Raw genomic sequence first — 13,461 nt, forward strand, 5'->3', positions numbered from 1 at the left:
TACAAATGGGCAATCGGATTAATCTGCTTGCTTGTTTATATTATTATCTAAAAGAAGCGAAGTGAAAAGGATTGTTGATATTGGCTGTAAAATGTATATTGAGTATAGCTAACCCATAATCTAATGTTCACAACCAGCCCCTCTCTTTCTAGAAGCATTTCGATACTTTTTTTCGCATTCCTGATCATTAGCGGGATGTATTTTGCCCGGGAATTTCTAATTCCGATCGCCATTGCCGCATTACTTGCGATGCTTTTAGTGCCGCTTTCGCGATGGTTTGAAAGTAAGGGGAGCAGTCGTAGCATCTCCAGTGTATTATGTGTTCTTATACTACTGGCAGGTATAGCCGGCATCGTCGCTATACTTTCCTGGCAGGCTTCCGATATCACAAATGATCTTTCCAATATCGGCGAAAGAATTAGTAAGATTGGAGGTGAAATAAAGCAATACATCGCGAAAAATGTGGGTATTTCCCCTGAGAAGCAAAAAGAATGGATAGATAAGCAATCAGAATATGGAGGAAGTGAAACATCCTCGACAACGGTTTTGAGCTCGCTAATGGGAATTTTGGTGAATACTATTCTTGTTCTGGTTTATCTGTTCCTTTTTATTTCTTCAAGAGGACATTTGAAGAAATTCGTTTTGATGATGGTCCCTGGCGAAGAAACAAAAGAGACAGAACAAATCATGAATGATGGAGGTAAGATGGCGCAGAAATACATTTCCGGAATGGCTATGATGATCGTGATGTTATGGATTCTCTACGGTGTAGGTTTTAGTCTCGCGGGTGTCGAAAATGCACTATTCTTCGCTGTCCTTTGTGGAATTCTTGAAATAATACCTTTCATTGGTAACCTGTTGGGAACATTTCTGACAGTTCTAATGGCTGTTTCCCAAGGAGGAGACGATGTGATGATTATGTCGGTTATTGGTACGTATTTAATTGTTCAGTTTGTTCAAACGTATATCATGGAACCCCTAATCGTCGGGTCAGAAGTAAATATAAACCCACTCTTTACAATTCTGATCCTGGTTTTGATGGAAATAATTTGGGGAATACCGGGGATGATCCTTGGCATTCCTATGTTAGGCATCATCAAAATTATTTGTGACCATGTAAGGCCGCTTAAGCCTTATGGTTTTCTGATAGGAAAAGAGAAAGGAAGCGACACAAAAATTTTCGAAGCAATTAAAAGTGTCTTTGGAAATTCAAAAAAGAAAAAATCGAAAGCCTGACCTGGCTATTTGTTTAATAATTCAATAATTTACCCCGCAACAAAACGAATTGGTGTGTAACTAAACCTTTATGCACGCATCTAAAAACCGTTAATTTAAAAATCATTGAGATGTTGAGTATCAGAAATATTGTAAAGCAATATGCCAATCATTGCGCTTTAGATAATGTATCTATAGAAGTTGAAAAAGGAAGTGTATTTGGATTGCTGGGTCCCAATGGTGCCGGAAAAACTTCTCTTATCCGGATAATCAATCAGATTACTGCGCCAGATAGCGGTGAGGTTTTCCTGAATGGACAAAAATTAAATGCTTCCCATATTTCAAAAATTGGATACCTGCCCGAAGAACGCGGACTTTATAAAAAAATGGAGATTGGAGAGCAAATGCTGTACCTGGCCCAATTAAAGGGCCTGAGTAAGGCAGATGCAATCAAGCGTACTAAATACTGGTTCGAAAAGATGGAGATCGAAAGCTGGTGGAAAAAAAAGGTGGAAGATTTAAGTAAAGGTATGCAGCAGAAAGTTCAGTTCGTAGCTACGGTTGTTCATGACCCTGATTTGATAATTCTGGATGAACCTTTCTCGGGATTTGATCCGGTGAATGCTCAGGTTATAACCAATGAAATACTCGAATTAAACAGGAACGGCGCGACCATCATTTTTTCTACTCACCGTATGGAATCGGTAGAGCAATTGTGTGATAGCATTGCCCTCCTCCATAAGTCAAAGAAAATACTGGATGGCAAAGTTAAAGATATCAAGAACTTGTATCGAAGTAATACCTATCGAATAGGCTATCATGGACAGCTTAACCATAGGGAAAACGAAATGTTTACTGTCGTTGATCAAAAGGCGGATGATGAGATCACTCATTTAACAGTTCGGGTTGGGGAGAAATACTCGGCTAATGATGTGCTTAGTTATTTTATACCTCAGGTACAGGTCAATGAATTCATGGAAGTGATACCCAGCATGAACGACATATTTATTCAAAACGTAAAGAATTAAAAACATGAACAAGACTTTACTCATAATTCAAAGAGAATACTTTAGCCGGGTCAAGAAGAAATCATTCCTGTTAATGACTTTCCTCGTCCCTTTGCTTATTATCGGTATGTATGCATTAGTTATTGCTTTATCGATCAGCGGCGGCGATAATGTTCCAACAGTTGAAGTGATTGACGAAAGCAGAGAATTGGGTAGTGGATTAAAAGATAAAAAGACCGTAAAATTTCACGTGTCCACTGAATCCCTTGAACAGGCCAAACAGCGCGTTATAAGTGATGATAGTGCCTTTCTATTATTTATCCCTAAGGACATTGCTACCGGAGGTAAGCCAGAGTTGTTTTCACAGAAAAAAGCTGGGCTTTCTGTTATAAGTACCATCGAAAATCAGCTTAATGATCAGATGAGGAATAAAATGCTTGAAGACGCGGGGATTGATGCATCTACTCTCGACAAGATCAAACCCGACTTTTCAGTCGTCTCAAAAGAACTGACCCTGGAAGGCGAAAAAGACACGAGTTCCGGCGCCGCTATGGCAGTAGGATTTGCCGCAGCAATATTAATCTACATGTCGCTATTTATCTATGGTATTCAAGTGATGCGGGGCATTATAGAGGAAAAAACGAGCCGGATTGTAGAAGTTGTAATTTCTTCGGTAAGGCCTTTCCAATTGATGATGGGGAAAATAATTGGTATTGGACTAGTCGGGCTTACCCAATTTCTCCTCTGGATTATCTTATCCGGCACCTTAATGACTGTAGCGACAAACGTCCTTTTCAAGGATAAAATGGATGTTGTAAAGTCAGAAATGCCTGCTACACCCCAATCTGCAGCTGTTCAATCTGGTCCCGGTACTGATATAGTTAAAGCAATCCAGACAGTAGAGTGGTCTTATGTTCTACCTGCATTCATCATATTCTTTTTTGGCGGATATATGCTTTATAGCGCCCTATTCGCCGCGGTGGGCTCTGCCGTCGACAGTGATACAGAAACCCAGCAATTTATGCTTCCCATTACCCTTCCACTGCTCTTCACCTATATTATGTCTTTTAGTTTTATTGTGAATAATCCGGACAGCTCTTTGTCATTCTGGTTAAGCATCATTCCTTTTACATCTCCAATTGCTATGATGGTGAGGCTTCCATTTGGCGTACCCATGTGGGAACTGGTTTTGTCCGTTGCATTGCTTATAGGAGGATTCATTTTTACTACCTGGGTTGCCTCACGAATCTATAGAATCGGCATTCTTATGTATGGAAAGAAAGTTAGCTTCAAGGAGTTGGGGAAATGGTTTATGTATAAAGGTTAGAGGTTAGAGGTTACATGTTAGTGGATAGTTTTTAGCAGGTTGCAAGACCCACGTATTTTAAGTCGGTTTTTATGATTGATTCGGCATATTCCAACCAGCTAACAACTAACAACCAACCAACCCGCGTAGCGATTCTGGATCTGGGAACCAACACTTTCCATCTGCTAATAGCCGATGTTGAGGCTGGGGGGAAGCCAAAGATCGTTTATGAGGAAACTATTGCAGTTAAGCTTGGGGACGGTAGTATTGCGCAGGGCACTATTTCACAGGGGGCGTTCGGTCGTGGGATCAAGGCTTTAACAATCTTCAAGAAACACATCGACGAGTTTCAGGCTGTATCGGTCAGAAGTGTAGCGACGTCTGCAATAAGAAGTGCTTCAAACGCAAACGAATTCATTAAAAAAATAGAAGAGGAAACAGGCATAATCGTACAGATTATAGATGGTGAACGTGAAGCGGAGCTTATTTACTTTGGCGTCAGAGCCGCTGTAATAATGAATGAAACAAGCCTCATTGTTGATATTGGGGGCGGGAGTGTTGAATTTATTATCTGCGACACTAGCACGCTGTTCTGGAAGAAGAGCTATCCAATAGGTGCTGCACGATTAATGGAGAAATTCCATATTAAAGACCCAATTTCACAGAAAAGCATAAGTGAACTATATGCTTACCTGGATAATAGCCTTAAAGATCTACATAATCATTTGGCTCATTATAAGCCACGGTGGATGATAGGCTCGGCCGGTTCATTTGAAACATTCGCGAAATTACAGGATGCTGATTTTAAAGTTTCTTTTGACAGGCCGGAACAGGAAATAGACCTTGGAATTTTTAGTAAAATATCACACCAAATCATAAAAAGCACGCATGCAGAACGAGCACTGATGACTGCAATACCGGCCGTGCGTGTAGACATGATTGTCGTTTCGACAATTATGGCCAGTTACATTATCCATAGATCCGGAATAAGTGTACTTAAACTTTCTACTTACTCGCTAAAAGAAGGATTGCTTTTTGAAATGGGAAAATAGTCATCTGATCGAAAGTAACCTTGTTTAACTAAAGTCAGATTCCAGAGCATCATGATAAAGAAGCAAATGCCGAAAAAGAATTCGCCTACTTCTTCCTCATGACCGGTTTGAAAATCAAGCATAAGTAGCGCAGCAATTGCGAATCCTGATCTTAAAAAAAGGGGAGGAACGATAAACTGCTTCAAAAGTATCTTACCATTTTGTTGATTTTGGTTTCGCATAAGGCCCGGGAGTATACATCCATAAATAAATAGTACCAACAAAGCAATATGTTTGGTTTTAATATGAAAGATCCCCTGGAATGTATTATGCAGGTTTATCTCATTTTGATCACTGTACTTATGGAAAACGCCTGTAGTTTCTACTTCAAAAACCCTTTGTCCCCAGCTAATTTCTTCCAATCCGGCGAGAATGTTAAATCCAAAAAATAAGATAAAAAACCAGTGTAAATACTGATGCTTCTTCCAGATTTTTAAAGCCACAAGTAAAGAGACAAAACCCGCTGTAATTAGCAAAAAAAAGGTCAGCCATTCGATAATGCTGTCTTCTTTTATTAATGAGCGGTAAAAGGTTTCATCAATTAAATAGAATGCAGCGAAAATAACCGTTAGAATTGGGAAGAGGTACAAACCCCATTTCGGGATTGAACCTGTTTCGCTGTTATGAGTAAGAGCCATTCGCTTATATAGCAACTTTCGTACTAAATTCAGTAAACTGTATTTGTTACGTGTATAAACATATTGTTAATCGTTGGTTAAATAAAACTGCACAATTCCTGATACAGTCTGTGTGTAGGAAGCCCAACAACATTTGTATAAGAGCCATCAATTCGTTCTATTGCAATCAGACCGATCCACTCCTGAATCCCATATGCTCCAGCTTTATCCATTGGATTTCCAACCTTAATATAGTGCCGTATCTGGTCTTTCGTAATCGGTTTAAAGAATACCTTGGAAACTTCATGAAAACTATATAGGCGGTCATTTTTTAACAACGTAACCGCGGTGATTACCTCATGCATGCTACCCGACAATGTCGATAGGATTTCGGAAGCGTGATTATCATTCTCAGGTTTACCGAGTATCCCACCATTAATTACTACGATAGTGTCAGCAGTAATCACGATTTCATCGTTAATCAGTTCGTCGAACGCTTTTGCTTTCTTTTCTGAGATATATCGTGCGATTTCCGGAGGAGTTAGTCCCTCAGGATAACTTTCATCCACTTCTTTTAGAACAACCCGGAAGTCAATTCCCATAAGTGTAAGGAGCTCCTGCCGCCGCGGGGATTTTGAAGCCAATATAATCGGAGGAAACTGATTAGTCATGTTTTAGATTTTCACAAAAATAAGAAAAGCGGCCATTGGCCGCTTTAATACTTTGAAAGAATAACAAATATTAGTTGTTCATTCTTGCTCTTCGCTCTGCTTCCATAGCTTCAAAAGATTTCTTCTGCTCATCATTCAATAGAACCATTACTCTTTTATAAGTCGCTGCTTGAATCGGAGCCATCTTTTCGCGCATTCCTTCCATTCCTGCACCGCCGCTCGCAACTCTAAGGCTGTCAATTGATTTTCCCTGTACCAGGTAAACATCTGTTAACTTTGCTTTTTGGTCAGCAGTAAGCTTCAATGCTTCCATACGAGCAATTGAACGTTCTGCTCTTTCAGCGGGAGTTCCCATTTGACCTCCACCGCCCTGAGCATTAGCAAATGTGACTGAGCAAAGCACTAAGCCTAATGCGATAATTAATTTTTTCATTTGTTTACAATTTTTTAATAGTGAGGAACCTGCCCGCCGGCAAGCGGGGCTATCATGAGCATCTTCAATAAGCTTGAAAGTTGTATGAACATGATGGTTCAATTTCGTTATGGTTTCTTTATTTGATAACAATTGCCTGAAATGGTTTAATCAGCTTAAAAAAAATTATTTAATGCTGCCATCATGAGCTGATGGACTTTCATCATGCCAGTCGCCTCGGATTTTAAGGACTTTTTCTATAACATCACGCACACATCCCTCACCACCATTTTTTGGAGAAATATAATCGCAAACTGCCTTAATTTCTTGTACAGCGTCTGCAGGACAAACTGCCAGACCTGCCAATTTAATAACAGGAAGATCAGGAATATCGTCACCCATGTATAAAATCTGCCCGGCCGAAAGCCCGCTGCGGGAAATGAAATTATGATATGTTTCAAGCTTGGAATCCAACCCAAGGAATATTTGTGAAATTCCCAGACCTTTCAAACGATGTTCAATACCCTTAGATCGTCCTCCTGAAACTGCAACAACCTGATATCCACGTTTGATGGCAAGTTGTAATGCGTAGCCATCCTTGATATTGAACCTCCTGTGCTGCTCGCCGGTTTCCGTTACCAGAATAGTGCCGTCGGTAAGGACTCCATCAACGTCGAGGATAAATGCCTGGATATGTTTAATTTTTTCGAGGAACACGTTTTTTAAGTTGACAGTTGTGACTATTTCTAGCAGCTGCTATTGCTGGTTATCGCGCCATTCATACACCCAGGCCGATTGGATTTGCTCCAAATGTCCTTCACTACTCTCCTCACGGGTGCCGGCGAAATTTGGAAGTTTTAGTACCCATTCCAGAAGTTCTGTGAAACGGATCCTATAGATTCTAGACTCTCCAAATTCGTCTCCGAATTTTTCGTAAAGTCCCATTGCGATATCTTCGTAATCCTTCCAGTAAATAGGAAGTTCAAATTGTTCATTAATCATATTGTTTGCTTTCAGCCGTTAGTTAGTGCCCTAAAAATTGATTTTGATCCGGCAGTGTAACCTCAATATCTCCATCTATGATCACACACTGACAGCCGAGACGGGAGCTGATTCTAGGGTTTACGGCTCGGTCAATAAAATCCTCTTCCTTGTCTGATATCTCCTGAATGTTATCCATTCCCCTATTTACATAGACCTGGCAGGTACTGCATCCACATACGCCTCCGCAGTTATGCTGGAGCTCAAGTCCATTGTCCAGACATACGTCGAGAACAGATTCACCCTCAGCAATTGCTAGCTCAATTGAGGGTTGGCCAGTCTCTTCAAAATTAATTTTGATCTTAAAAATGTTCATTTGGGCAAAAATAAGAATTTAAATTCAGCCCCGTGGTTGCTTGTGCAAATTGACTATGCCCTGACTTAGTTGAGAGTAAAGTTCTTGCAATTCAGGCGTATCCTTCAGCATTTTAAGATGGGAACTGATGATCTCACTCTCACCCCGAACTGCCGGACCAGTCTGCACTGTATCAGGAGAATAAAGCTGAACCTTTTCAGCTGTCTCGGCAATTAAAGGCCTTAAAAGATCGAACTCTAGGTTCTCGGCTTCAAGCAATTGCTGAGAGATAGCCATTAGGTGATTAGTAAAATTACATGCAAAAACAGCGGCCACATGTAAAACTTTCCGCTGTGCCGAACTTAGTTCTGTAACCCTTTCTGAAAGACGATCTGCAATAGCCCGGATCACAGACAAATCTTCGGGATTACTAGCTTCAATAGCAATTGGTACACTTCGAAAATCGACAGCCTTCTTCTTTGAGAAGGTCTGCAACGGATAAAAAACGCCGGTGTGACTGGAAACTCCATCTAAAGCTTCGATTGACGTAGACCCCGATGTATGGACTATTAGTTTATCGCCAATATTCAGGGTTGATGCCAGCTCGGCTATGGCGTTGTCCTTTACAGCGATAATATAGAGATCTGCAAAAAGATATATATCATCAATATTTGAGATTGCCTCTGAAGCAACAGTATCTGCTAATTCTTTTGCGTGTTCTATATCGCGGCTCCATACCTGAACAATAGTTTGACCGGCCATTTTAAAAGCACGCCCTAACTGTGTGGCAACGTTGCCACTACCTAATAAAACAATATTCATCAGGTCGTTTTTAACTCTTTATTTCTTCTGAAAATGGATAAAATAAACCCAATGACCATAATAATCGTGCCCCCCCAAAAAAAGTTTATGTAAGGAAATTCTATTGCTTTCAGCACGACCCAGCTTTTCTCGGCCTTGGGTTTCTGATAAACCATAAGTTCCAGTTTATCCTTGTCAGGATAAACATTAGTAAAACGTAATTTCAGACCTGCTTCATCTACAGTTTTACCGAAATCAAATTTAGATCCATCTTTTAAGAGGTATACTGGCTCAGTATTGTACGTCTTGCCATTGGAATTAATTTCCAGTTGCATACCAATAGCAATATCATTGCCGATAACCGGAATGTTTTGAATCTTTGCATTACGATTTATTCCTTTAACAATTATATAACCTTCGCGAAATCGGACAGTATCCCCGACATTAATTTCGTGACTAACCGGTTTTTCAAACTTCTCATCGTCAGAATGACCTTCATGGTCCTCATGATCTTCCTCTTTAAGAGGCACGCTGCTCACGTGAGTATAAATATCATGGAATAAGTAATGACGGGTATCCGGAGAAGCGATGATTTGCTTCATTTTAACATTTTGCTGTGCATTTGGATACAGGTCAAAATTTTCCTCAACCTTGCCGCTGGCAGTGTCAATTACCTGATAGTTTATACGGTAGTAAGTATTAACTCCTTCAGTAGAATCACCTTTATAGGTTACAGTATACCTATCCATCTTTATTGGTTCATCCTTGTAGAGGAGTATATTTTCACGAGGGTTGTTGCTTTTCGCAAATTCATCACCAAATCCAATACCCGTGTTGTTCACAGATATTATATTATTCGTTGCGGCAGCGATTAGCGCACCAACCAGAAGAAAAGCAAAACCAATATGTGCTACTGCCGAACCCGCAAGCCTCCATTTACCTTTAAATACTTCTCCAAGTATCTTTGCGTTGGCTATTATTGAAAATACTGCCGCATAAGTCAAAATGATATACATAAAGTTGGTATACACTTTTGTGATATATACAGCCGCGGCAGTAATGAGTAATGATAATAGCAGGGAAATTGCAATACTGATGTAGAATTTCTTAGGATCAGTCTTTTTGTATTTCAAGTATTGTGAAAAAGCCGAAATAAAGGCGATAACAACGGCAAAAGGTACTTGCCATTTGTTATAATGCTGAATCACATTAGGTGGTGGTGCGATTTGAGTACCAAATATGGCGTTAAATACCGGCACTGAGGTTGTTGCTAATATCTGAATACATGCTACCGACAATACCAGTGCTCCGATAAATAACCAAAACTCCCTCGAATATGTTTCTTCGTCTTTCTGAGTGATTGGCAGTTCTTTCCAGCGGATAACTAAAAAAAAGATCATCAGGATGAAAAATATTCCTACATATGCCACCAAGTGCCAGAACATACCGAGATCAGTAAAAGCGTGCACAGACGTTTCGCCCAAAATTCCGCTTCTGGTAAGGAATGACGCGTACAGAACCAACACAAAACTTATGAGTACTAAGAAAGTCGCAGTGAAATATGAATGACCGGAGTTTTTATAAGCTATTAATACATGTACTGCTGCGATAAGCGTTAACCAGGGGATAATTGAGGCGTTTTCAACTGGATCCCAAGCCCAGAAACCTCCGAAGTTTAGTGCTTCATAGGCCCAAAACGATCCCATTATGATGCCTGTTCCAAGAATCATTACTGCGAAAAGTGACCATGGCAATGCGGGTTTTATCCATTCGCTGTAACGTTTTTCCCATAATCCGCCGATACCATAAGCAAAAGGGATTATCATTGAAGCAAAACCCAGAAACAATGTTGGCGGATGTATTACCATCCAATAGTTCTGCAATAATGGATTGAGCCCATTCCCGTCGGTGATCAGTGAGAGGTAATCAGGTCTTGAAAAAATAGGTCCCTGAACCGCATCGCGAAGTAAGATAAAGGGAGAACTTCCTATTCGTTGTCCAAACAATTCAACCCCTACCAGCATCGAAGCTATAAAAGCCTGAGATAACATAACAGTTGTCATGACCGAGTTTTCCCAGGATTTGCCCCTTAAGACAATGATTAATCCTAAAATCCCCTGCCAGAAAGTCCATAACCAAAAGCTGCCTTCTTGCCCTTCCCAGAATGACGAAATAATGTAATAGACCGGCAGCGTTCTCGAGGAATGCGCATAAGCATAATGGTATTCAAATAAATGATTGTAAATAATGTAAAACAAACATGAACCAATGCCAACTACTGCAAGTAAATTTAGGCTGAAGGCAGTACGGGCGATTTTTTGCCAGCCTGAAACAGACTGTTTTTGAAAGTCATCCCCGTGAGAACTGACCGTTGCAAAATAATAACTTATCGTTGCCAACAGGGCTGTGCAGAACGACAGAATGATGAAGAATTGACCTAGTTTACCAGGAAGTAGGTTTTCTCCAATGAATTGTATATCCATTAAGAATTAGATTTTTGCGGTCGTGGCAGTCACTTCTGTAACTTCCACCTCGTCTTTGGTATATTTTGATGGGCATTTCATCAGGATCTTCGAAGCATGAAATTCGTTGCCGATCATCTTTCCAGTAAGGACGATTTGCTCGGAACGCTCAAAATCCTGTGGCTTAGAACCGCTGAAAACAACCTTACATTCCTTCCCGTCGTTATCCTTGAGATAAAATGAAAAGTAATTTGCGTCCTGTATGGGGTTGTAAAAAAGTGCTTTTTCTTTATTCAAATGGCCCACAACATGCAGTTCTGACTCAGTTTCACGAGCATCTGAAAATGAACCGTATGTACTCGAATCTGCATATGTGCTGATGATCACTGAAATAGCAATTGCTATAATGATCATACCTGCTATAGAACTTTTCTTCATGATTATGAATGTTAGAACTTAAAACGGCAATTGCCATTGTAAAAGTACTAAAAGCTAAACTTTTGGAGTAATTCTAACAAGATTGTTTCTATAATAGAATCATTCTAAATAAGTATCAAGATATATGTATCAAGTATCAAAACCTTGGGAGAAGTCAATTGGGTATTTCACCCCTAAATGAAATTAATCTTAATACTTGATACTTGATACTCCTAAGGCCATATACCCATATTCATGTAAGACACTGCCACTTTATTAATTGAGCTTACAAAGGCTGCAGTACGTAAGCTATCGATACGTGAATTCTCTAACTTGATTTCGCGGATCTCATGATATGAGCGGATCATGGTGTCTTCCAATCCAGAATTGACCAGTTCAAGCTCAGAAGCGCCTTTAATGATCATGCTTCTTTGCGCAGCGTCGAGCGTAACACCTGTTGACTTCTCTATGGTATTAACGAGGTTAAGATTCGCGTTTTCTTCATAACGTTTGTCCATCCGGCCAAATGCTACGTGCGAAAGATTTTTCAGCCACTCAAAATAAGACACAGTAACACCACCGGCATTACAATACATATCAGGAATCAGAATACAACCCCGTTCAATCAGCGCGTATGCTGCATCAGGAGTAGTTGGGCCATTGGCCGCTTCAGCTATGATTTTAGCTTTTATATTAGCAACATTCAGCTCTGTTATCTGATTTTCCAGGGCTGCCGGAACTAATATATCACAGTCTTGTTCAAGTCCTTCAGCCGATTTCGTAAATTCTTTTTGAGCTTTGGAAAATCCAAGTATTGACCCTGTTGATTTACGATGATTAAACACTTCTTCGAGATCAAATCCTTCAGAGCTATAAATCGCTCCTTCAAATTCACATATACCAACGATGGTAGCTCCAAACTCTGTTAAATATTTAATAGTATAGTAGCCAACATTCCCCATTCCCTGCACGATTACCCTTTTGCCTGATAATCCGGCAGATAATCCAAGCTTCTGCATATCCTCGGGAACATTTACACACTCGCGGATAGCAATTGCAACACCGCGACCTGTCGCTTCTTTCCTTCCCGCGATTCCATGTAAGGCAAGAGGTTTTCCAGTTACACATCCCAATGCATCCAATTGTCCGGGATTCATCGTCTGGTAGGTATCAGCAATCCAGCTCATTTCTCGCTCGCCAGAACCGTAATCAGGAGCGGGAACATCAATACCAGGACCAATGAAATTCTTTTTTATCAATTCAACCGTATAACGGCGTGTAATATTTTCAAGTTCTGCAACCGTATACTCTTTAGGATTGATCTTTATACCGCCTTTTGCACCTCCAAAAGGAACATTAACAATAGCACATTTATAGGTCATAAGAGCCGCAAGCGCCATTACTTCATCTTCATTCACCATTTCACTATAACGAATCCCCCCTTTCGTTGGTGATTTGTGATGAGAATGTTCAACACGCCATGCATCGATTACTTCGAATCCATTTCCTCTGCGAATGGGAAACCGGAACCGGTACACACTATTACATGATCTTATCTGATCTAGCAATCCCTCTGGATGTGATGTAAATTGCGCTGCATGATCAAAAAACTGGCAGACGTCTCCGAAAAAAGATGTATCGGAGTGCGCTGCGTCTATAGACTTAGCCATACTGTAAATAAATTATTTTATAATTGGTTTATGCAAAGTTGAAAGAAATTAATTGATACCAAAAATGAAAATGACTTAGTGTACCAAGTACATCTTTTAACCAAATTCAAAAAACTCAGCAGAAAGATTTTAAAGGCAGGTTTTCTACTTCTGCAGCTTCTCGATTTTTTTTAGCCTGCTGTCTATAGAGAACAAATAGAATGCCAGTCCGATGAAAATTACAGCCAGAACAGCCACTACAACATATATCTTGCCCGAGCTGCGAAGTTCAGTAGCCATATCGACACCATTGGTTTCCTGTGCAAAGATTGACACTGAGACCGAAAGCAGGATGATAAGTAAAAGGAATTTTTTCATATTTATTTAATAAGTATCAGATATCAAAATTGGCAGTGAGGCTATTCGCGATACGATCGTCAATGTTTATCCATGTTATTGTTAACTTTCCACCCTTAA

The 13,461-nt window shown here is 40.1% G+C and carries 15 protein-coding genes; 4 read left to right on the top strand and 11 right to left on the bottom strand.

The features are described 5' to 3' along the window. Positions 1-123 precede the first annotated feature (123 nt). The 4 genes from ACLL8Z_RS09140 to ACLL8Z_RS09155 all read left to right on the top strand — a co-directional run bounded on the left by ACLL8Z_RS09140 (position 124) and on the right by ACLL8Z_RS09155 (position 4,580). A complete protein-coding gene (locus ACLL8Z_RS09140; RefSeq protein ID WP_411274471.1) occupies positions 124-1,236 on the top strand; it encodes an AI-2E family transporter in 1,113 nt (370 codons plus the stop codon). Between the two features lie 110 nt (positions 1,237-1,346). After that, the gene (locus ACLL8Z_RS09145; protein ID WP_411274472.1) at positions 1,347-2,243 is read left to right on the top strand and encodes an ABC transporter ATP-binding protein; all 897 of its coding nucleotides are present in this window, start codon (positions 1,347-1,349) and stop codon (positions 2,241-2,243) included. 4 nt (positions 2,244-2,247) lie between these two features. Then, complete coding sequence (locus tag ACLL8Z_RS09150) at positions 2,248-3,549, top strand: ABC transporter permease (RefSeq protein ID WP_411274473.1); 1,302 nt, start codon at positions 2,248-2,250, stop codon at positions 3,547-3,549. Between the two features lie 71 nt (positions 3,550-3,620). Next, positions 3,621-4,580 (top strand): exopolyphosphatase, encoded by a 960-nt coding sequence (locus ACLL8Z_RS09155; RefSeq protein ID WP_411274474.1) that lies wholly within the window; start codon positions 3,621-3,623, stop codon positions 4,578-4,580. On the opposite strand, the gene ACLL8Z_RS09160 is transcribed toward ACLL8Z_RS09155, so the two are convergent. The 11 genes from ACLL8Z_RS09160 to ACLL8Z_RS09210 form a co-directional block, all read right to left on the bottom strand. Continuing rightward, positions 4,538-5,257: a hypothetical protein gene (locus tag ACLL8Z_RS09160; RefSeq protein ID WP_411274475.1), complete on the bottom strand. Its 720-nt coding sequence runs from the start codon at positions 5,255-5,257 to the stop codon at positions 4,538-4,540. The genes ACLL8Z_RS09155 and ACLL8Z_RS09160 overlap by 43 nt on opposite strands. 77 nt (positions 5,258-5,334) lie before the next feature. Further along, a complete protein-coding gene (locus ACLL8Z_RS09165; RefSeq protein ID WP_411274476.1) occupies positions 5,335-5,907 on the bottom strand; it encodes a Maf family protein in 573 nt (190 codons plus the stop codon). A 70-nt stretch (positions 5,908-5,977) separates the two neighbouring features. Further along, on the bottom strand, positions 5,978-6,340 hold the full coding sequence (locus ACLL8Z_RS09170; protein ID WP_411274477.1) for a hypothetical protein: 363 nt from the start codon (positions 6,338-6,340) through the stop codon (positions 5,978-5,980). Positions 6,341-6,505: 165 nt separating this feature from the next. Further along, a complete protein-coding gene (locus ACLL8Z_RS09175) occupies positions 6,506-7,036 on the bottom strand; it encodes a KdsC family phosphatase (RefSeq protein ID WP_411274478.1) in 531 nt (176 codons plus the stop codon). A gap of 39 nt (positions 7,037-7,075) precedes the next feature. Then, positions 7,076-7,321, bottom strand: a complete 246-nt coding sequence (gene iscX, locus ACLL8Z_RS09180) for a Fe-S cluster assembly protein IscX (protein ID WP_411274479.1) — start codon at positions 7,319-7,321, stop codon at positions 7,076-7,078. A 22-nt stretch (positions 7,322-7,343) separates the two neighbouring features. Next, positions 7,344-7,676 (bottom strand): 2Fe-2S iron-sulfur cluster-binding protein, encoded by a 333-nt coding sequence (locus tag ACLL8Z_RS09185; protein ID WP_411274480.1) that lies wholly within the window; start codon positions 7,674-7,676, stop codon positions 7,344-7,346. Between the two features lie 24 nt (positions 7,677-7,700). Next, a complete protein-coding gene (locus ACLL8Z_RS09190) occupies positions 7,701-8,477 on the bottom strand; it encodes a Rossmann-like and DUF2520 domain-containing protein (RefSeq protein WP_411274481.1) in 777 nt (258 codons plus the stop codon). Then, complete coding sequence (locus ACLL8Z_RS09195) at positions 8,477-10,939, bottom strand: heme lyase CcmF/NrfE family subunit (RefSeq protein WP_411274482.1); 2,463 nt, start codon at positions 10,937-10,939, stop codon at positions 8,477-8,479. The genes ACLL8Z_RS09190 and ACLL8Z_RS09195 overlap by 1 nt, the downstream gene beginning before the upstream one ends. A 6-nt stretch (positions 10,940-10,945) precedes the next feature. Next, positions 10,946-11,356 carry a cytochrome c maturation protein CcmE gene (locus ACLL8Z_RS09200; RefSeq protein ID WP_411274483.1) on the bottom strand — a complete coding sequence of 137 codons (411 nt, stop codon included), beginning with the start codon at positions 11,354-11,356 and terminating at the stop codon, positions 10,946-10,948. A 212-nt stretch (positions 11,357-11,568) separates the two neighbouring features. After that, positions 11,569-13,005: a Glu/Leu/Phe/Val family dehydrogenase gene (locus ACLL8Z_RS09205; RefSeq protein WP_411274484.1), complete on the bottom strand. Its 1,437-nt coding sequence runs from the start codon at positions 13,003-13,005 to the stop codon at positions 11,569-11,571. Between the two features lie 144 nt (positions 13,006-13,149). Continuing rightward, positions 13,150-13,362, bottom strand: a complete 213-nt coding sequence (locus tag ACLL8Z_RS09210; protein WP_411274485.1) for a CcmD family protein — start codon at positions 13,360-13,362, stop codon at positions 13,150-13,152. Positions 13,363-13,461: the final 99 nt, after the last annotated feature.

Source organism: Daejeonella sp. (assembly GCF_046590655.1).
Classification (GTDB): domain Bacteria; phylum Bacteroidota; class Bacteroidia; order Sphingobacteriales; family Sphingobacteriaceae; genus Daejeonella.